This is a genomic window from Companilactobacillus nuruki, assembly GCF_002872255.1.
GTDB classification, from domain to species: Bacteria; Bacillota; Bacilli; order Lactobacillales; family Lactobacillaceae; genus Companilactobacillus; species Companilactobacillus nuruki.
In genome coordinates this window covers 18,605-38,914 of the sequence record NZ_NIPR01000012.1, presented here as the reverse complement: position 1 = coordinate 38,914, position 20,310 = coordinate 18,605, and the positions used below count along the sequence as shown (strand labels likewise).

The following is a 20,310-nucleotide window of genomic DNA, read 5'->3' as shown; positions in this document are numbered from 1 at the left end:
ATACTTAAATTCCGCAATCGTCAGGTTGTGGCTTTCAAGTGATTAAGTTTAAGTCACCCTTCATATTTCTATTCTTGGTTAACAAAATTGCTAGTTTTCTCCTTACAATTAAACTACAATTCTGAATACAAATATAAATGGAACAAAAAAAGAGGAATCCTATATTCATTCGAATATGTGATTCCTCTTTTTTACTTCGTTATTTATTTTTCTTTTCAGCAGCATTCTTTTTGCCCAGAGTAGAATGATGAATACCATAAGTAAAGTAAACCACTAGACCAATGGCAAACCAGATACCTGCATACATCTTGGCTTGAATATCAAGTCCCCAGAAAATTACTAAGGCACCAAGAAAACCAAGTGCTGGTAATACTGGATATAGAGGAACTTTGAAATCTGGCATGGCAATGTCTTTTCCCTCACGTCTTCTCAATGGATAAATTCCTAGTGATACAAACATAAAGGCAATCAAAGTACCAGCCGAGATCAATTGAGCTAAGAACGCGAATGGACAGAAAGCACCAATCAAAATACCAACGATCGATAAAACTAATAGTGCATGATTAGGAAGATTGTTCTTATTCAACTTTCCCAACCAACTTGGAAGCATTCCATCACGACCAAATGAATAAACTAATCGTGATCCGGCCAACATCATTCCAATTAGAGCAGTAAACATACCGATAACAGCAATAGCCTGAATGACGCTGGCAATAATTGGATGTCCTGCATGTCTCAAAGCCCAACCAACAGGCTCAGCATTATTAGCATATGAAGAATATTTGAACATTCCTACTAGAACTAGAGCAACAGCAACAAACAAAACAACGGCAATAAGTAATGAACCTAAAATACCACGAGGCATTGTTTTACCTGGATTTTTGGCTTCAGCAGAATTAGCAGCAATAGAATCAAATCCGATATATGATAGGAAGATCATTGACACACCTGCATAAATTCCTTGCCAGCCACCAAAGGCTGTTCCATCTGGATTAACACGATATTTAGGAATAAAAGGAACATAGTTTTCAACATGAATGGCTGTTAAACCAACGATAATAAATGTTATAACAGCTAAAACCTTTAAAATAACTAGAACATTTTCGACTTTAGCGGCGCCACTGGCACCATGTGAAATCAGCCACGCAACCGCAGCAATAACAACAACAGCCACTAAATCGACAATTCCACCATTGCTACCAAATGTATTAGCAATTGCATTCGGAAAATGTATCCCCAACGGCTCCAAAAGTCCCCTAAAATTAGCAGACAATCCTGATCCAACAAAGGCTAAAGCAATAAAGTATTCGGCTAGCAAGGCCCAACCAGCGACCCAACCGAAGAATTCACCAAACATAACATTGATCCAAGAATAAGCTGACCCAGCAAACGGCATAGCTGCCGCCATTTCTGCATAGGCAAATGCCACCAAACCGGCAACAATCGCCGCAGCAATAAATGAGAACACAACCGAAGGACCAGTGTGCTCAGCTGCAACAACCCCTGGCAAAGTAAAAATTGAGGTTGAAACAATTGTACCAACACCCAAAGCTAGAAAATCTTTAACAGTTAAAACTCTAACTAAATGTGAATCTTTGTCCTCATATATACTCGGATCTTCTTTTAAGGTTAAACGTTTAAAAAAATCACTCATAAAAAATACACTCCTCTTGATTTACCAACCTATTTTTTCGTTACTTGGAATAATTACTTGATTATTTTCTACAGCGGCAAAAGCGTCATCCAAAACATCTAACGCTTGATCCAATTCAGCACGTGTTATCACCAACGGTGGTTGAAATCTTAAAATATTACCTTTCAAGGTAATAATAACGACTCCGTGCTGAAATGCATAGTAAATAACTTTGTTAGCAAAATCAGGATTTGGTTCCTTTGTTTCACGGTCCTTAACTAGTTCAATTCCTCCATCGAGTCCATACATTCTAACATCGCCAATTTCTTGGTAATGTTTTTGCATCTCTTGGAATCTTTGCTCCACATATGCACCTTCAACTGTTGACCTTTCAAGCAAATCTTCATCTTCCAAAACATCTAAGGTCGCCATGGAAGCAGCACAACAGATGGGGTTACCCGCCGTAGTAAACGCATGGGCAGGTGAATCTAGGCTTTCCATAATTTCTTTTTTGCCAATAGTAGCACTCAAAGGCATTCCTGAAGCTAATGACTTACCTACTGACATCAAGTCGGGTTCAATATCAGTAAAATTTTGATAGCTCCACATTTTTCCAGTTCTTCCCATACCCTGATTGATTTCATCAACGGCGAAAAGTATTCCATTCTGATGGCAGAAATCATAAACCAATTGCATAAATTCTTCAGGAGCTTTTCTAATGCCTCCATCACCTTGGATTGGTTCGATCAATACACAAGCAACTTCATCAGCTGGTAAGAAACTTTCAAAGGGCTTCTTAAATTCTGTAAAATAGCGTAGTGCCACATCATGCTCAGTCTCGTTAGGATATCGTCGATAAACATCAGGATATGGTACATGTACAACCCCTGGTAGCAATGGCCCCATCTTACGAGCCATATTTAAACTAACTCCTGAAAGTGTCATTGATCCATAAGTCGATCCGTGATAAGAATCCATAAAAGAAACAATATATGGACGTCCTGTATAAGCACGAGAAAATTTAATAATTGCATCATTGGCTTCAGAACCAGAATTAGAAAATGCTACTTGTTTTTCAGCGCCAGGAACCGATTTAGCCAAACGTTCTGCCAATTCTTGTCCGGGTCGATGATGAAAATAGGCAGGTGTATAATGAATCAGTTTTTCAGCCTGTTCTTGGATGGCTTGAACGACTTTCTCATTCGTATGACCAACGTTAATAGCCGAAGCACTTGCCAACAAGTCGATGTACTCATTTCCATCTGCATCAATCAACGTTGAGTCGTGTGCTGATTCTATGACAAGATCATAATAATTGATTCTTGAGGCTTGGGCGTAGTACTTATTCTCTTGCACAATCAATCGATGATCCACCTCGTGATCATGATCTAATTTTTGCGTTGTCATAATGACACCCCCTAATTATTTTATTGTTAGAAATATTGTCATTTTAATATTTTTTTAATTTACTTGCAAGAATTTTCTTAGTTTTAAACGTTGTTAAATCAAGGAATTTCTCTTTTATCAGGTGTTATCAATGATTGTAAGCGTTAAAAATAAATTAAAATAATTCTAATTTCTTAGAAGTTGCTAATAATAATATTGGGAACTACCATAATGGCGGAGGTATTTAACAATCATGAATGATGAAAAAATGTTGTTAGAATACATGTCAAACTTTTATAAAATCTCTTCAAGTGAATTAACTCAAAAATATACAATGGCTCAATTAGAAGATGCCTATAACGAGATTAATCAAAAAACCAATTACCAGAAATATTTAAATAAGAACAAATCTTTTCCTAGTACATATGTTATGAAGGAATTTTGTCCGCTTTAATCAGTTTCTATTTAAACTTGGTTAGGGTGTAAATGATTCCATTTTAAATTTTTAAATATATAAAAATAGTCTATATTGATATCAATTTTGTTTTTTCAAACATTATTAATAATCAATATAGACTATTTATTTTGACTGGCTAAAACTATTTTAATTAAAGAATACACAACTGTTATCTAGTCTGGAGCAAGAATTAAAATCGTCTCAGTTATGAAATTTTACTTAGCGAGTGTTTTTCTCGCTTAGTAAAAGACCAAGCTTGGAAATTACGCGGATTTTGTGGAAGTTTCAAGTCGTGTCCATGGCGTTCCGGTCAAATTTTAATTTTTGTGGAAGGCGGCAACTACTTACACCCTAATAAAAACTATAAGTAGTATTACTACGCTAAATCTTATTGTCTTTTGATTAATTTCTTTATTATTAATTTCTGTTATCATATAAACATACGTTATTTAGGGGGATTTTGTAATGGTTAGACAGTTCCAACTTTACCGTTGGTTACGGTTTATTTTTTTGTTAATAGCTGGCGTTTTAATTGTAGTAGCGCCGATAAAAAGTTTTGACATCATAATTTACATTGTTTCTAGTTATATAGCAATTTATGGTATCTTATCTATCATCGATGGTCTAAGCATCCGTCGCACTACTGGTGAGAATAACATTGCCATTGGTTTGGGTATTGGAGCTCTGTTCTTATCTTTAGGTGTTTTATTTTTAGCTCATTTTTTAGTTACATTAGTTCCGCCAGTTCTAGGAATTGTACTACTAGTCAATGGCATTAATCAGTATCGAGATTCTCATGAAATGGCTAAACGAGTTCACGTAATTCCATTTCTGGACTATTTATACTCAGCACTTTTAGTGGTTGCTGGTATTGTCTTTATTCTCAACCCTTCTAAAACAATTATTTTTATCTATCAATTATTTGGTTTAAGTTTAATAATATTAGCTTTCTTTGAAATTATAAATTCCAGAATCTATCGCAATTAGATCTGGATTTTTTTTAATGTTATTGTACTGAGACTATTAGTAATAGCGCTCTTTTCATAATGTGTTGTCGTTTGCCATGTTTGGACATTATTTCCGTTTCTAACAGATACAGCCTCAACAACCAATCTTCCTTGTTTCAAAGCATTCAAATTATGAAGGTTTACTCCCAAAATAACCGCCGAATCATCCGGTTCAACATTTAGATTGGCACCGATACTTGCTGCCGTTTCAGACAAAATAGAATTAATGCTACCGGCCTTTTCCTTCTCCATTTGTAATCGTTCCTGTGTTAGATCCATTTGTAAGACAACCTTATGTTTTCCTTGTTCAACTACTTCTATTCCTAAATCTTTTAATAAACTCATTTCATACCTCAGTTTTTTTCAATAATTAGCTCATTTTTTGTATAAAAGTTATACAATTAAAATATAATACTTTAATAGTATCAAATTTTTTAAGGAAAAGAGGTCATATTTTGGAAAATTGGTTAGTTAAACGTGCAAAATTAGATCCAAACAGAATTGCTTTGGTCTTAGAACACGCGGATTTCACCTTTAATGAACTCAATTCGATCGTTCAGCTCTTTGCTAGCAAATTATTTACTAGCGGTATTCGTAAAAATGACCCCGTAGCCTTATTTTCTGATAATTGCTTTAACGGCTACGTTGCCATTCTAGCACTTCAACAACTGGGAGCACGGACAATCTTATTGGATACGGGACTACCATTAAAAACTCTAGCTTACCAACTTAATGATTGTAACCCCCAAACTGTCTTGATTAGCGATTCATCTGACACAAAGGATATTTTAAAAACTAACGGTTCTCATACTATGATATCAGACATATTGAGTCTAGACCCTAGTACTCAATATCATCCCATATCTGAATTTAATGCTAATCAGGTAGTTTCAATTTTTTATACTCCTAATGCAGATAAAAAAGATACTGGTGTTATGTTAACATACGGAAATTATTTTTACTCAGCCATGGGTACTACTTTAAACTTAGGGATCAATAAAAATGACGCTTGGGTCCTTACTTTACCAACTTTTAATGTTCCTGGCTTCTCAATCATTATGCGTTCAATCATATACGGAATTGGTGTTTATTTAATTGATAACTTTGATACTGATCAAATCAACAAGGTACTAATTAACGAACATGCTACGATTATTTCATTAACGCCGCCATTATTGCGAGAATTAATAAACGCCTTACCAAAGGGACAACAATATAATGACAAATTTCGCTGCATGTTCTTGGGTACAGGACTTGTTGACAACTGGACCCTATTACGTTGTAACATGCTAAATATCCCTGTTCTTCAATCATATGGTATGACAGAAACAACTGCCAACATATCTGCTTTAAACTTTGATGATGCTGAGAACAAAATTGGTTCGTGCGGTCAACCATTCTTCACTACTCAAATTCGAATTACAAATATCAATCAAGACAATATCGGACAAATCGAGGTCAAATCGCCCACTGTTGCCGTTGGTTATCTTAACAAAAGACAATTATTCCATAAGCGATTTACCAAAGATGGTTTCTTTAAAACCGGTGATCTTGGTTATTTGGATGAAGATAATTTTCTTTACCTCAAGGGACGCCAAGATGATTTGATTTATCGTGGTGACAATATTATTTATCCTGAAGAAATTGAAAATGTTTACCACAATGTTAATGGAATTATTGATATTTGCCTAGTTGGTGAGCATAAATCTAATGGAGAACAAATTCCAGTTGCTTATTTAACACTTAGAGATAATAGTTTTTTAACTAGTGCTGATCTACAGGAATTTGGACAACATAATCTACTAAGCTATCAAGTTCCAACAGAATTTCGATTGCTTAATCAATTTCCTAAAACAACTGGTGGCAAAATTATGCGCAACAGATTATTCAATTTAAAATATAAAGTTATATAAAAGAATAAAACATATTCAGTTTTCAAGTATCAAAAGGCCTAGTAATCAAACTACGATTACTAGGTCTTTTTTGTCATATTTCAGTCAAATATTGAACTTTTGTTCCAGGTTATTTTTAATTTGAATATTGATTTAACAGTTCATAACTAATTCTAATCCCATCCAAAAAGGCGTTCTCAGTTAAATTCTCATTAAAATCATGATTATGCTCATCATAATTAGCGTAGGGAATAGTAAAGACTGGAACTTTTAAAATATCTTTCCAGACATAATTAGGAACTGTTCCTGGCATTGAAGGTTCAATATATGCTTTGCCAGTTGCTTCAATGATTGAGTGATAGATCCAATCTATTTGTTCATCTGAAGTTTGTGTATGTTCAGGTGGTACAGCTCCTAAATAATTAAGTTGTAATCTACCACTATTTAAGTCCTCTCCCAAAACTTCTTTCAAACCTTTTTTTATCTTAGAAATTGATTGTTCACCTACTAAGCGGCAATCAATTTTTATTTTTGCTTGGTTAGGAATGATTGTTTTGACACCACTACCCTGATAACCTGAAGTGACTCCGAAAAAGTTAAATGTTGGTTTGAACATTAGATTTTGATAGTAAGTTACTTTATCCATCTTTAATGAATCAATACCTGATTGTTTCTCAATTTCTCCTTTGTTATATGGTAACTGTTTAATCCATTCTTTCTCTTGTTGGTTTGTTTCTAGTACTCCATCGTAAAAATAAGGAATCTTAACTTTACCAGATCGATGATCATAAATTTTATCAAGAAACTGCAGCAACTGTTCAAAAGGATTTTTCATAACATTGCCTAGGTTGCCAGAATGATTATCATGTGTACCGGTCTTACTAATCAATTCAAAGGCAAATACCCCACGATTACCCATTCGTAAAACATGAGTTCCATCAGCACCAAAGGCACCATCTACTACAATTGCAGTATCGACTTGTTGTAATTTTGTTTTAGCAATCTTTTCGAGCGTTGGTTTTAGATTTACACTGCCTTGTTCCTCTTCGCCCTCAATAAATAAAGTAACATTAAAGGGAAAATTACCATGTAATTCTAGATAAGAGTATAATCCAAAAATCTGTGCTAATAATTGTCCCTTATTATCACCAACTCCACGCCCAAATAAACGCTTCTCAGATTTAGTCAAAGTAAACGGATCAAACCTCCAGCCAGATATATCTCCTGGAACCATTACGTCATAGTGTCCATAGAACAAAACGTTTTTCCTACTTTTACCCTCCATTTTAGCTACTATGACCGGATGTCCAATTGTCGGTATGATTTCCACTTTTGCTTTTAACTTTTCAATCAAAAGTTCTTTCAAAAATTTCACCGTTTCATCAATACCTTCATTGGTAACACTGACACTTTTCAAAGCAATAAATTTGGACAATAATTGTTCAAAATCTGCCTGATGTTCTAATATAAAATTATCTCTTTTTTCCAATTATTTGATCCTCTTTACTTTTTCTTTTGTCTTCGATAATAACATCATTGTCGCTAATTGCTTATTTATTTTAATTGTCTTAGTTGATAGATACTATCATGCCAATTTTTTCTATTTTATTATCATATAATTAGGAACAGGCGTTGCAATTAATCTTTAATATCATCTTGGAAAAATGTTCATGAAAATAAAATTGTTTTAACGATTCCGGGACTTATTAATTTAATAATCTTATTCAAAACAATCCCTAAAAAAGGCTAACCACATAGGTTAGCCAATAAATCGGTATCAGTTTTATTCTAAATAATATTCAAAGAAATTAGCAATTTTATCCATCAATCTAGTTTCTACTAAATGTCCAGCTTTATATCCAGTAATAAAGGAAACTTGTTCTCCATAATCAGTTTGATGAACTTTATCAAAGAAATCCTTTGATTGTTGATACGGTATTCGTCGATCATTAGTACCATGCCAAAATAAAACTGGTCGATGATTAATTTTTTCTGGATGCTGATTAAGATCATAGTATTTGATCCAACTAGTCAAGAATTCCATATCCTCCGGAATATAAATGTTTCTTCTAACAGCGTCTTTTCTAACTAATTTGGCATAAGCATCAAGATTTGGTGTACCCATAATAATTGCAGCCGCTCTAATTTCTGGATGAGCAGTTAACAATGCTCCGGTGGTCATTCCTCCCATAGAATAACCACCAACACCAATCAGATGATCTTTGATCAAATGTTGGTTACTATAAAAATTACGGATCAATGAAAACTCAGCAATATTGCCCTGAATACTATTCCAGAAAGTAAATGAAGGAATCGAAGAAATATCTGTATGTCTCTGTCCATGATTCATTGCATCTGGAAGAACAACACGGATATTTTTTTGTGCTAATTTGCGTGCCTGTGTTAGGACTAATTCTTTACTGGAACGCCAACCATGGTAAAAAACTATTAAGGGCAATTCTTCCTTGTGCAATTGTTCTTGAACGACTTCCAAAATCGGAATATCCTGAATCATTCGTTGATAAACCTTAACCATATAATTCACCTCGTGATAAGAATATCATCAATAACAAAAAAAATGCAGGAATAAAATATATTCCTACATTAAATATACGGCAAATTACGATTTTTAATTTTGAACAATAACTCCTCGACATCACGGCTATGACGATGACCTGTATCAACATCAAACTCAAGCAATTCACGTCTGAAATTAGCTAATTCAGATTCTAAATTATCATTATATTCCAATAACTCTAAATGCTTAAATACCAAATTGATCAACGACCGTTCAGAACCCAAATTGAAGGATCCAACTGACTCCTCAACAGATCGGATAAAATTATCTCGTTCAGCGTTGGAAATTTTCACTTGCTTCAAAATGTTACCACCCTTCTATTGGCAAATCTTCTACCCATATAATAATTTTCTCATTCATTAATGCTATTATGACTCATAGGTTTCTTAATATGCCCTCAACTTTATATAAAATAATTATAGTTAATTGAAATTATTATATATTATTAGCATTGTTTCAGTAATATGAGTATCCCACGTTAGTCTACACATGTCACGTCTATCTGAAAACTCGCCAAGATAATGTATCAATAGGCATTGTTTTTTTAATATATTGCTATTTTTATCAAAATATTTTTCCTTATTTGTAGAAATGTTTTTATATACGTTTTATAATTAATTTGGTTATATAGGCGAGATGTATTAACCTAACAATATTTTTATTGTTATCCTTTTGAAAAAAGTAGTACTCCTTCTCAACTGCTTAGGAATCAGGGTTAGTGGTAGGCTCTGATTTGTAATTTCTCGCAAAGGTAAAGGCTAGTGGTAGGCCTTTATTTTTTTTGCTTTAGTTACAAAACGGACAAAACAATTGTCCTGTCCGCCAGCTATCTTATCACTCAATATCATATCTGCTTTTGAGTAGTTTTACATACCACATCTTCTAAATAATATTTACCAGATTTGAATTAGTTTATTTATCATGTTTAAACAAAAATGTTATAAGTTTCTAAGCCAATTCATGTTCTTATTCATTCTTATTATATTCGGGATCATCCAAATCTCTGGCAATATCTACGCCATACAACTTATTAACCTCAGCGTCTTTTTCAGCTGGATGAACGACCACAATAGCGATAGCTCCTTTACTACTAACATAACCAACAAAAGTCGTTACCTCTTCAACATAATAAGCCAATCCGTCTGAATGAATAATATATTGGCCAGCTACTGGCATACTTTCGATATAAACTTTGTTCATTCTAATGTAGTCGTCGCCATCATGGAGTACGATTAATACTTTATACATGAAATACACCCTTTTCTTATTCTTCCTATTGTTCTATCGTAATAGTATTGGAAAATAATTACTAGTTTTTAACTTATGAGGAAGAAAATATGCAAAACAAGCGTTCCATTTATGCTGATCGTATCGTTGTAAAAGTTGGTACCAGCACATTAATTCGTCAAAATAGCAAAATTAATCTCGACGTTATCAAAAAACTTGCCCACGCCTTGAGCATTTTGAAAAAAGAAGGTAAAGATGTCGTTTTGGTCTCCTCTGGAGCCATCGGTGTTGGCATGGGTGTTTTAGGAATTGATAAACGTCCTATCAAAATTTCAAAGCAACAGGCTGTTGCTGCCGTTGGACAAGCGGAACTTATGCAGATCTATAATGAGGCATTTCACGAATATGGTATGTCAGTTGCCCAAATTTTGATAACTCGTGATATAATCGATTATCCGGAAAGTCATACTAATGTTATGAATAGTTTTCAAGAATTATTATCAATGGACAATGCAATTCCAATTGTTAACGAAAATGATTCGGTAACTGTTTCCGAATTGGATCATCACACCAAGTTTGGCGACAATGATCAGCTCTCGGCGATTGTTACTAACTTAGTTGACGCTGATCTTTTAATTATGCTATCTGACATTGATGGTTTCTACAATGCAAATCCTCTCAAAGTCCCAGATGCTAAGTTGGTTTCAACCATTGATTCAATTAGTCCCACTATTATTGCGGCAGCTGGAGGTCATGGTACCAAATTTGGAACTGGTGGAATGACTACCAAGTTAAAAGCTGCTGAAAGAATTCTCAAACATAATCAACAAATGGTCTTAACTAATGGAAAGAATCCTGATATTATTTTTAATATTTTATCGGGCGACCCTGTGGGAACTCTATTTTCTAAGAACCGTGAATAATCACTCCTTAGGAGGCAAATAATGAATTCACAATTTCCAATCGAAAACGCCATTATTAACCTTATAACAAGTTATAAAAATCAAGTCACCAAAAAAATGCGACCACTAGGACTCTATCCTGGTCAAGATATGATTTTATTGGCATTATTAAAACATGGGCAAGTCTCCCAAAATAAATTAGTCGTTGAACTTTGTGTTGATCACTCTACAATTGCCAAGTCAGTTAGCCGAATGGTGAAAAGCAATCTCGTTACAACAGAAAAGTCCACTAAAGATAAACGTGTAACTTTAGTAAGTTTAACCACCCATGGACGTGAACTGGCTCAAAAAGTAGAAGATATTTGGGTTTCATCCGAACACACTGCTACAGGTGGATTAAGTTCTGAAGAACAAAGATTATTCATCGAAATGATCGATCATATAACTGATAATTTAAATAAATAGCATTTTATGTTGACGGCAACATAAAATGGTGATAGATTAATATTACGTTGACGGCAACATATTTATCAACGATAAATAAAAAACAAATTACTTAGACGTTAAAAATAGTGGATACAGCCGTCCACTATTTTTTTGTGTATACTATAGATAATTAGAAGCATTTTAGGAGTGAATAATATGATTGATCTCGAAAAAATGGGCCAAGATGCTCAAAACGCTGCCTTTAAATTAGGACAATTAGGTACTAAACAAAAAAATACTGCCCTTTTGAATATGGCTAATGCTTTAGTTATCAATACTCAAAAAATTATCGAAGCTAATAAAGAAGATATCGCGAATGCTAAGAAAAATGGTATTAAAGAAGCAATGATTGATCGACTCTTATTAACGCCTGACCGCATTAACGATATGGCCGATGGTTTGCGTCAAGTTATGGATCTACCCGATCCTATTGGTAAAGTCGAACGTGGTTGGGAAACTGTCACTGGTTTAGATATTACTCAAGAACGTGTTCCTCTCGGAGTTATTGGCATGATTTACGAAGCTCGTCCCAACGTAACTGTTGATGCCGCAGGACTTTGTTTCAAAGCTGGTAATGCTGTTATCTTACGTGGTGGTAAAGAAGCTATCAATTCTAACATTATTCTTTCAGAGACCTTACGTTCGGCATTAACAGATTCAAATATTGATCCCAATGCTGTGCAATTGATTGATGACATTAGCCATGAAACGGCCCAGAAGATGATGGAATTGACTGATTACATTGATGTTTTAATTCCACGTGGAAGTGGAAAATTCATTAAAATGGTTGTCAATCAGGCCAAAGTTCCCATCATTGAAACCGGAGCCGGAAACTGTCATATTTATGTTGATAAAGACGCCGATTTAGAAAAAGCACTCAAAATTATTATCAATGCTAAGGTTCAGCGTCCCTCCGTTTGCAATGCTGCCGAAAAAGTCATCATTCACCGTGATGTAGCCAATCAATTTTTGCCTGACCTCTACAATGCACTAAGAGCTAACAATGTTGAAGTTCGTGGCGATACATTAGCTAAAGCAATTGAGCCCGATATTGTTCCTGCAACACAGGAAGATTGGGGTACGGAATATGATGATTATATTATCGCCATTAAAATCGTTGATTCAATTGACGATGCTATCAAACACATCAACAAGTACAACACTAAACATAGTGAATCGATCATTACCGAAAATTACTCTGCTAGCCGTCAATTTATGAAACAAATTGATGCTGCCGTTGTTTACACTAATGCCTCTACTCGCTTTACTGATGGTCAGCAATTTGGATTTGGTGCTGAGATAGGTATCAGTACTCAAAAATTGCATGCCCGAGGACCTATGGGAGCCAACGAATTAACTACAACAAAATACCTGGTGCAAGGCGATGGACAAATCAGAAAGTAACTTAATAATTCATCCAATCTCGACAGTTACAAGAGATCATTATAAATTGTTCTTAAACGCTGATCCATCCAAAAAAGTTATTAACAGTTATCTCGGCCGTGCCCACAAATTTGAATTAACAAGTGGAAAAGATTTATTGGGTGTCCTCGCTTTGATCAATACACGACCAGAAACAATAGAAATTGTGAACATTGCTGTAGATGAATCCCATCAAAATCACGGTTTAGGCGAAAAAATGCTCCTTTTTGCTATAAATTGGGCTACCGAAAAGCATTATCATACAATAGAAATTGGGACTGGTAGCACTAGTTTTGCACAACTCTATTTATACCAAAAATGTGGATTCCGAGTTGTGAACATTGATCGTGATTTCTTTGTGGATAATTATGATGAACCCATTATCGAAAACAATTTAATCTTAAGAGACATGATTAGATTGAAAAAGGAACTTCCTTAATTGGAAGTTCCTTTTTCAATTGCTTTCAAACCGACTAAATTAAAGATACTTCTTTGAGACTTTAACCCTGGTTCGAAGAAGAAATCACCATAAGCTAATTGATCAATCGTGAGCTTAGCTTGAATGGCTATTGATATAGCATTGATATTATCATTTAGGTTATCCTTTGACATAATCTGTGCGCCTAATATTGCTCTAGTTTTAGGATCAAATACAACCTTAAATAGAATATGACTGATCTGAGTATGATCTCTCGGTACATCGACTTCAATAAATGCTGAATCAATTGCTACATCTAATCTTTTGGCAGTTGTTTCATTCAATCCAGTAGCAGCAAATTTATAATCAAAAGCCATCCAAGCAGATGTACCTTGTACACCATTAATTGAATAACAATCGTCTTTCAAATTACGAACAACATAACTTGCTTGCAAACGGGCATTACTTGCTAAAGAAATATTCATATCATTTTGACCAGGGTTATAAAATACCTCAGTCACATCACCTATAGCAAAAATATCTGGATTACTAGTATGTAAATATTTATCAGTCTTAATCAAGCCACGTTCAGTCATATCCACAACACCATTCAACCACTCAGTATTAGGATGTGAACCAGCAGCAACAACAACCAAATCAGCTGGATATTCTGCTTTATCTGTCACAACACTCGTTACTTCATTTTGATCATTTCCAACAAAATTTTGCACAAAATTATGCATCGCTAAATGAACACCTTTATCAACAAACTCAGACATAATTTTATGAGTAAATTCACTATCCAAATATGTACTTAATGGTAATTCAGATACATCAATCAATGTAATGTTCTTATGAGCCATCCCCAAGATTTGAACAGCACCAACACCGATATAACCTGCACCCACAACAACCACGTTCTCAATTGTAGGATCTTGGGCCTTCTCTCTAATCATATCCATATCCTCGCGACCGCCCAAAGTTTGAATATTCTTTAAATCATTTCCAGAAACAGGTAACATATTAGGTTTTGCTCCAGGACTTAAAATCAATTTATCATAAGACTCACTAATTTTATTTCCATTTCTATCAACAGCTTCAACTTTGTGTTCTTTAGCATTGACTTTAATAACCTCTGTTTTATTAAAAATCTCAACTTGTCTATCTTCTAGCTCTTTTATTTTATGAATTGTCGTTTCCTTATCCCAACCAATAACTGCTGCCAAATCATTTTTTTCAAACCATTTAATTTCTAAATCATCATAGGTTGCTAATAGCTCTTCAACCGTTTCAAATCCACCATGTGAAGCTCCTAAAACAACAATTTTCATATTTTATCTCTCCTTATTAAGTACACAATGTATCTTATTTACTTTCAAAAGTTATATTACATCCCGTTCTCCCGTCCGTCAATAAGATACTCAAAGTATCTTATTTATTTAAAGTACACATTATCGTATAATGACTTTTAGGAGGATTATTATGGTTGAAAATAAGAAAAATCGCCGTCGTGGCGACCAATTACAAAACGATATTTATCAGGCAGCTTATAACCTGTTAAAAAAAGAAGGTTACACTAATTTAACTTTTTCTAAAATTGCTAAAGCTGCACAAACTAGTCGTTCTGTGATCTATCGTTACTGGGATACCCCTTTTGATTTGGTCTTTGAAATGATTCATAATCAAATGAAAGACTCCGGTCAAATTGCAAATACTAATCTGAATGGTAAAAATCTACAAGAAAATCTATTTATCATTGGTAAAAGTTTAACCACAGGTTTTAATATTGTTTTAACCGAATTCAACAAAATGATGCTTTCAGAGATGATTGAGCAACCTCAAAAAATACATAAGTTATTTGATGAGATTAATACAGGAAACTTACAAATCATCGATGCCGCCCTACAAATGGCAATTGATAATAAAGAAATAAAATTTATGCCTTCTCAACAAGTCAGACTTTCCTTATTTCATTTAATCAGGTATAGCTATGTTATTGAGAACCACAACCTAGATGACGCACAGTTACTCGAACTTATCAACGAGATAGTTCTTCCGGCAATTGTTGCATCACAAAAATAAATATTGAGATAATATCAAAAAAGTCGGTCCAGTAACTATCAAATAGTTACTAAACCGACTTTTTTAGTTATTCGTAAAACCGGCGTACTTACTGCACGCTTTAATTCTTTCGAGATAATGTTGCATAATTTTTGATAAATTTATAAATATGTAAGTCCTTAGCAATCAAAAGCATATCGCCAATCATCACTGCCAAAATAATCACAAAGAAAAACATCACTTGATTCAGTGAAGCTGCATTCAATTGAACACCTTGAAATCTTAAATCTGTCAACAATGCATAGACAATATAACCAACTAATAAAAATTCCAATAATTCGAATGGACCCTGGAATCGAACTCCAAACCTTTTATTCAAATCTTTATCTAAAGTGTTTAGTTTTTCATCAGAAAAGAAAGATAATTCTACAATTGTATTTCTCATATTTAAAATTATTTCCAAAAGCAATAATAATAACCAAAATAAGAAAACAAGCATAAACCCTATAAAACAATCACCAGATGACATTATTTTTCCTTTCACGTATCTAGCTTAATTTTAATACATCTCTAGGATTTCTCAACAATCTTTCGACTTGAAAACGTACACAATAATTAATAACCAGTTGAATAATTAACTTCGTTTACTACTACTTCACCATTCTCCACATAAGACTTCAAGTTTTCTTTAAAAATGTCGAAAGCTCTTTCTTCGTAATGAACACTGGCACCAGCATCATGTGGTGTGATGATAACGTTCTGCATATCCCATAGTGGACTGGTACTTGGTAATGGTTCAGGAGTCGTTACATCTAAACCAGCTCCAGCAATCTCGTCATTTTCTAAGGCTGAGATCAAATCATCAATATCAGTTGTTTTACCACGGCCAATATTGATGTAATATGCCTTCTTGGACATAGTGGCAAATAAATCTTGGTTGAACATCCCAATAGTTGCTGGTGTATCTGGCAAAGAATTAACAACAAAATGAACCTCGCCAATACGATTCTTTAGTTCAGTCATAGGAATCATTTCATCAATATATTCAGCAGGTTTGTCACTTCTTCTAACACCAATTGTTTTCATGCCTAAAGCTTTTGCATATTTAGCAATCAATGTGCCAATATGTCCAACTCCAACGATCATAACTGTTTTATTGTAAACCTCATCATAGCCATCATCTTGTTTCCATTCACGAGCATCTTGATGTCTAGCTGTTAAATTCATCCGACGAACAAACATTAACATATATGCTAATGTTTGTTCTGCAATATTAATGGCATTAGCTCCTGAACCATTAGTCAAAATAACACCTTTATCAGCTAATTGTGGTAATGGCAAAGCATCAACACCTGCACGAACAACTTGAATCCAATTTAAAGTGTTACTTTTTAAAACGGAATCCTTAAGTGTATTAGACCAGTCGTAAAGAACCTCAACATCTTCAAGATCAGCAGGAGTAACCTTTTTGGGTGACACTACTTTTAGATCAACTCCAGAAATTGATTGGATTTTCTCCGTTTGTTTCTTTGTTAAATTAACTAAACTAAGAACCTTCATTTTCCTACCTCGTTTTAAAATAATTAAATTTTATATTACTACTATATAGCAAATTCTAGTTTATTTTTCTGAAAATATAAAAAAATATTCGTAATGTATGATACAATATTATTCGATGCTCATCGTTTGATTTATTTTGCTATTTATGTTAAAGGAAATTGCTCCTTATTGGTGGAGCAATTTTTTTATGTGAAATTTGAAAAATATTCACTCACAAAAGACAAATTATTACGAATTTATATGATTTAACCCATTTTCGAGTGAATTTTAATATTCGTGTTTTGCTTGATAGTGTAAATCATGATGAACCAAATCAATTAAATTTAGGGGTAGTATTAATTATGCATTATACGTTATTAGCACGTTGTATCGCTGAATTTATCGGAACAGCTATCATGGTTGCCCTCGGTAATGGTTCAGTTGCCAACGTTGAATTAAAAGGAACAAAGGGTTTCCACGGTGGGTGGATTCTAATCGGATTCGGTTACGGTATTGGTGTTATGGTACCAGCCATGATGTTTGGGCCTATCTCTGGAGGCCAGATCAATCCAGCTATGACCTTAGCACTCGCTTTCAATGGAGAATTTCCATGGGCTGAGGTTGGACCATATATCATAGCTCAATTCTTAGGTGCTATCTTTGGCCAAATGATGATTGTGGCTGCTTACAAGCCTTACTATAACAAAACTGAAAATGTTGAGAGTATCTTAGGTACTTTCTCAACAATTGACAATGAAAATAGTCGTTTAAACGGATTTATTAACGAATTTATTGGTACATTCATTTTAGTATTCGGAGCTGTTGCACTTACATCAGATCATATTGATCCACGTGCCGACTTTATCGGACTAGGATTCTTAGTTATGTGTTTGGTTGTTTCATTTGGTGGTCCTACTGGTCCTGCTTTAAACCCTGCCCGTGACCTTGGTCCTCGTATCTTGCATGCTTTATTGCCTTTAAATCCCAAGGGATCTTCTCAATGGAAATATAGTTGGGTTCCAGTTCTTGCACCTATTCTTGGCGCTGTCTGTGCCGTTAAACTTTATGGATTATTCTTTTAATATTTCAATTATTTAAACAAATACCCCTAGTAATCAAAATATGATTACTAGGGGTATTTTATTCAATTACTATTTATTATACGAAAGTCCACGTCGGAATCTCTTCCAGAAACTAGAATCATCAGTCTGTAACATCAAACCTTGATAAATCTTACCAATATAAGTAGCCAGTAAAACTATACTGATCAACAAAATCATTAATGATATTCCAATTTCTAAACCACTGGCATTATCATTAATAATTCTTAATGGCATGAAATAAGATGAGAAGAACGGAACATAAGAAAGTACCTTAACCACAATCGAATTCAAATTATTTTGAAATGGGAATGTGATAAAAAATGCGGCTAAGTTTAACATAATTACAGGCTGAGCCGCCTTTGAAGCATCCTCTACCTTGGCGACTAATGCTCCAGTAAAGGCAGCTAGGATAGTATAAATAACTACCCCTAATAATAAGTAAACCAGATTAATACTCAAAAAATTCTTCAACACTGAATTAATCAGCGATTGATACTGAAGGACATAACTCCTTGTTAACGAGGAACTTTGGACAAAAATATATCCACCCCATCCACCAATTAAATAGATCAGAATCTGAGTCAAGATTACTAGTAAAACTCCAAAGATTTTACCAAAGAAATATTTCAAGGCTGTTGTACTTGAGAAAATTATTTCCATAATCTTCGTACCTTTTTCGGAGGCAATTTCTTGAGCAGTGATACTAGTATAAGTATTAAGAATCATATATACCATTATTACCGTGATCCAATAAGAGATTATTTTAGCTAAATTAGCCGTACCAGTTTTCTTTTGAATTGATTGCTTCAAGATAGGTTGCTGTTGCAATGCTTGTATTTGTCCAGTAGTCAATTGGGCCCGAGTAATATTTAACTGTTGTTGCGATTGCATCAAATAATTATTAATTCTAGCTTTGATTCCTGAATTTAGAGATTCTGTTCCATAATAATGTCCAGAAAGCTTGCCATTTTTTATATCCAATTTTAAATAACCGGCCAAATCATTCTTATCCATTTTCTCTTTAGCTGTTTTAAAATCTGTCACTGATTTATCAATATCATTTTTATCATCCTTAATAAAACTCTTACGTAATTCTGGTTGTCCACCAACAATTGCAATCTTATTAGTATTTTGTCCGCCATTAGCGCCAAGATAACCTGCACCAATAGTGATACCAAACATCAAGAATGGTCCTAGAATCAACATCACGAAGCTCCATGATTTTATCTGTCTAAGAAAAGTCTCAAAGGTTACGATCCATAATTTATTCATTATGTTCACCTGCTTTCAAACGGAAGATTTCATTTAAAGTTGGTGGCTGCTGATTAAATTCTTCAATATATTGACCATGTGTCAGTTCATCAAAAATATTTTTCCCTAAGGTCTCATCACTTAAGCTAAGTAAAAATCTTTTTTCTTCTAGTTTCTCAACCTTTTGAACACCTGAAAGTTTTTCTAATTGTTCTTGATTCCAATCTGTTGTCACAGTAATTCTAGTCTTGCCAAACGACTGGCGAACCTCCCGAACTGTACCATGCAAAACAATCTGACCATTACGAAGCATAACTAATTTGTCACAAATCTCCTCTACATTTGCCATATCATGACTAGAAAAAATGATAGCGGCACCTTGTTCTTTAGCACTCAAGATTGCTTGCTTTAATAAATCTGAATTGACTGGATCTAATCCACTAAATGGTTCATCCAAGATAATTAGTTTTGGATTATGGATTAAAGTACAAATTAATTGAACCTTTTGTTGATTCCCTTTAGACAGATCTTTAATTTTATCCTTTTTCGTTCCTTTAACCGCAAATTTTTGTAACCACATATCAATTTGAGGTCGAATTTCTTTAGCTGATTTATTCTTTAAACGAGCCAAATAAATTATTTGTTGCTCAATTGTTAATTTGGGCATCAAACTTCGTTCTTCTGGTAGATAACCGATCTCATCAAAAATTGACTCTGTAATCGGCTGATCATTCCATGTTATTTTCCCCTGATAGCTTAGGAAATTAAGAATACTGTGAAAAGTAGTAGACTTCCCAGCACCATTTTGTCCGATTAACCCTAAAATTTGACCATCTCTGACATCAAAAGAAATATCTTCTAATGCTTTCAAATCTCCGAAATTTTTACTGACATTCTGAATTGTAAGCATGGCACAACCTCCTATAAAACAGATTATACATGATAGTA

At 34.1% G+C, this 20,310-nt stretch carries 21 protein-coding genes; 9 read left to right on the top strand and 12 right to left on the bottom strand.

What is annotated here, in order from left to right; all coding sequences use genetic code 11:
- Nucleotides 1-199: 199 nt before the first annotated feature.
- Nucleotides 200-1,654: an APC family permease gene (locus CBP76_RS05450; RefSeq protein WP_102195931.1), complete on the bottom strand. Its 1,455-nt coding sequence runs from the start codon at nucleotides 1,652-1,654 to the stop codon at nucleotides 200-202.
- A gap of 21 nt (nucleotides 1,655-1,675) precedes the next feature.
- Entirely contained in the window at nucleotides 1,676-3,040 is a 1,365-nt protein-coding gene (locus tag CBP76_RS05445; protein WP_102195930.1) for an aspartate aminotransferase family protein, read from the bottom strand.
- A gap of 232 nt (nucleotides 3,041-3,272) precedes the next feature.
- Between CBP76_RS05445 and CBP76_RS05440 the strand changes: the two genes are divergently transcribed.
- Both CBP76_RS05440 and CBP76_RS05435 read left to right on the top strand, forming a co-directional pair.
- A complete protein-coding gene (locus CBP76_RS05440; protein WP_102195929.1) occupies nucleotides 3,273-3,473 on the top strand; it encodes an antitoxin in 201 nt (66 codons plus the stop codon).
- 468 nt (nucleotides 3,474-3,941) lie between these two features.
- Entirely contained in the window at nucleotides 3,942-4,463 is a 522-nt protein-coding gene (locus tag CBP76_RS05435) for a DUF308 domain-containing protein (protein ID WP_102195928.1), read from the top strand.
- On the opposite strand, the gene CBP76_RS05430 is transcribed toward CBP76_RS05435, so the two are convergent.
- Nucleotides 4,460-4,828, bottom strand: a complete 369-nt coding sequence (locus tag CBP76_RS05430; RefSeq protein WP_102195927.1) for a hotdog family protein — start codon at nucleotides 4,826-4,828, stop codon at nucleotides 4,460-4,462. The genes CBP76_RS05435 and CBP76_RS05430 overlap by 4 nt on opposite strands.
- A 110-nt stretch (nucleotides 4,829-4,938) precedes the next feature.
- Here CBP76_RS05430 and CBP76_RS05425 point away from each other — a divergent pair, with 110 nt between their 5' ends.
- Entirely contained in the window at nucleotides 4,939-6,396 is a 1,458-nt protein-coding gene (locus CBP76_RS05425) for an AMP-binding protein (protein WP_102195926.1), read from the top strand.
- Nucleotides 6,397-6,511: 115 nt separating this feature from the next.
- Here the strand turns inward: CBP76_RS05425 and CBP76_RS05420 are convergent, their stop codons facing one another.
- From CBP76_RS05420 to CBP76_RS05405, 4 genes are all read right to left on the bottom strand, one after another.
- The gene (locus CBP76_RS05420; RefSeq protein WP_102195925.1) at nucleotides 6,512-7,864 is read right to left on the bottom strand and encodes a M20/M25/M40 family metallo-hydrolase; all 1,353 of its coding nucleotides are present in this window, start codon (nucleotides 7,862-7,864) and stop codon (nucleotides 6,512-6,514) included.
- Nucleotides 7,865-8,158: 294 nt separating this feature from the next.
- A complete protein-coding gene (locus tag CBP76_RS05415; protein ID WP_102195924.1) occupies nucleotides 8,159-8,911 on the bottom strand; it encodes an alpha/beta fold hydrolase in 753 nt (250 codons plus the stop codon).
- A 68-nt stretch (nucleotides 8,912-8,979) separates the two neighbouring features.
- Nucleotides 8,980-9,255 (bottom strand): hypothetical protein, encoded by a 276-nt coding sequence (locus CBP76_RS05410; RefSeq protein WP_102195923.1) that lies wholly within the window; start codon nucleotides 9,253-9,255, stop codon nucleotides 8,980-8,982.
- A 664-nt stretch (nucleotides 9,256-9,919) separates the two neighbouring features.
- Entirely contained in the window at nucleotides 9,920-10,201 is a 282-nt protein-coding gene (locus CBP76_RS05405; RefSeq protein ID WP_102195922.1) for a LysR family transcriptional regulator, read from the bottom strand.
- Nucleotides 10,202-10,290: 89 nt separating this feature from the next.
- On the opposite strand from CBP76_RS05405, the gene proB reads away from it, so the two are divergent.
- The 4 genes from proB to CBP76_RS05385 all read left to right on the top strand — a co-directional run bounded on the left by proB (nucleotide 10,291) and on the right by CBP76_RS05385 (nucleotide 13,429).
- Nucleotides 10,291-11,103, top strand: coding sequence for a glutamate 5-kinase (gene proB / locus CBP76_RS05400; RefSeq protein WP_102195921.1), 813 nt, complete (start codon nucleotides 10,291-10,293; stop codon nucleotides 11,101-11,103).
- A gap of 21 nt (nucleotides 11,104-11,124) precedes the next feature.
- Nucleotides 11,125-11,547 carry a MarR family winged helix-turn-helix transcriptional regulator gene (locus tag CBP76_RS05395; protein ID WP_102195920.1) on the top strand — a complete coding sequence of 141 codons (423 nt, stop codon included), beginning with the start codon at nucleotides 11,125-11,127 and terminating at the stop codon, nucleotides 11,545-11,547.
- 177 nt (nucleotides 11,548-11,724) lie between these two features.
- Nucleotides 11,725-12,972: a glutamate-5-semialdehyde dehydrogenase gene (locus CBP76_RS05390; RefSeq protein WP_102195919.1), complete on the top strand. Its 1,248-nt coding sequence runs from the start codon at nucleotides 11,725-11,727 to the stop codon at nucleotides 12,970-12,972.
- Nucleotides 12,953-13,429 (top strand): GNAT family N-acetyltransferase, encoded by a 477-nt coding sequence (locus tag CBP76_RS05385; RefSeq protein ID WP_102195918.1) that lies wholly within the window; start codon nucleotides 12,953-12,955, stop codon nucleotides 13,427-13,429. Before CBP76_RS05390 ends, CBP76_RS05385 begins: the two co-directional genes overlap by 20 nt.
- On the opposite strand, the gene CBP76_RS05380 is transcribed toward CBP76_RS05385, so the two are convergent.
- A complete protein-coding gene (locus CBP76_RS05380) occupies nucleotides 13,426-14,739 on the bottom strand; it encodes an FAD-dependent oxidoreductase (protein ID WP_102195917.1) in 1,314 nt (437 codons plus the stop codon). The genes CBP76_RS05385 and CBP76_RS05380 overlap by 4 nt on opposite strands.
- 151 nt (nucleotides 14,740-14,890) lie before the next feature.
- On the opposite strand from CBP76_RS05380, the gene CBP76_RS05375 reads away from it, so the two are divergent.
- Nucleotides 14,891-15,490 (top strand): TetR/AcrR family transcriptional regulator, encoded by a 600-nt coding sequence (locus CBP76_RS05375; RefSeq protein WP_166667194.1) that lies wholly within the window; start codon nucleotides 14,891-14,893, stop codon nucleotides 15,488-15,490.
- 100 nt (nucleotides 15,491-15,590) lie between these two features.
- Here CBP76_RS05375 and CBP76_RS05370 read toward each other — a convergent pair whose 3' ends face one another.
- Together CBP76_RS05370 and CBP76_RS05365 are read right to left on the bottom strand one after the other, a co-directional pair.
- Complete coding sequence (locus CBP76_RS05370; protein ID WP_102195915.1) at nucleotides 15,591-15,998, bottom strand: hypothetical protein; 408 nt, start codon at nucleotides 15,996-15,998, stop codon at nucleotides 15,591-15,593.
- A gap of 86 nt (nucleotides 15,999-16,084) precedes the next feature.
- Nucleotides 16,085-17,029 (bottom strand): D-2-hydroxyacid dehydrogenase, encoded by a 945-nt coding sequence (locus tag CBP76_RS05365; RefSeq protein WP_102195914.1) that lies wholly within the window; start codon nucleotides 17,027-17,029, stop codon nucleotides 16,085-16,087.
- Nucleotides 17,030-17,370: 341 nt separating this feature from the next.
- Here CBP76_RS05365 and CBP76_RS05360 point away from each other — a divergent pair, with 341 nt between their 5' ends.
- Nucleotides 17,371-18,090, top strand: a complete 720-nt coding sequence (locus CBP76_RS05360) for an MIP/aquaporin family protein (RefSeq protein ID WP_102195913.1) — start codon at nucleotides 17,371-17,373, stop codon at nucleotides 18,088-18,090.
- Nucleotides 18,091-18,159: 69 nt separating this feature from the next.
- On the opposite strand, the gene CBP76_RS05355 is transcribed toward CBP76_RS05360, so the two are convergent.
- Together CBP76_RS05355 and CBP76_RS05350 are read right to left on the bottom strand one after the other, a co-directional pair.
- On the bottom strand, nucleotides 18,160-19,383 hold the full coding sequence (locus CBP76_RS05355; RefSeq protein ID WP_102195912.1) for an ABC transporter permease: 1,224 nt from the start codon (nucleotides 19,381-19,383) through the stop codon (nucleotides 18,160-18,162).
- Nucleotides 19,376-20,272, bottom strand: coding sequence for an ABC transporter ATP-binding protein (locus tag CBP76_RS05350; protein ID WP_102195911.1), 897 nt, complete (start codon nucleotides 20,270-20,272; stop codon nucleotides 19,376-19,378). Before CBP76_RS05350 ends, CBP76_RS05355 begins: the two co-directional genes overlap by 8 nt.
- Nucleotides 20,273-20,310: the final 38 nt, after the last annotated feature.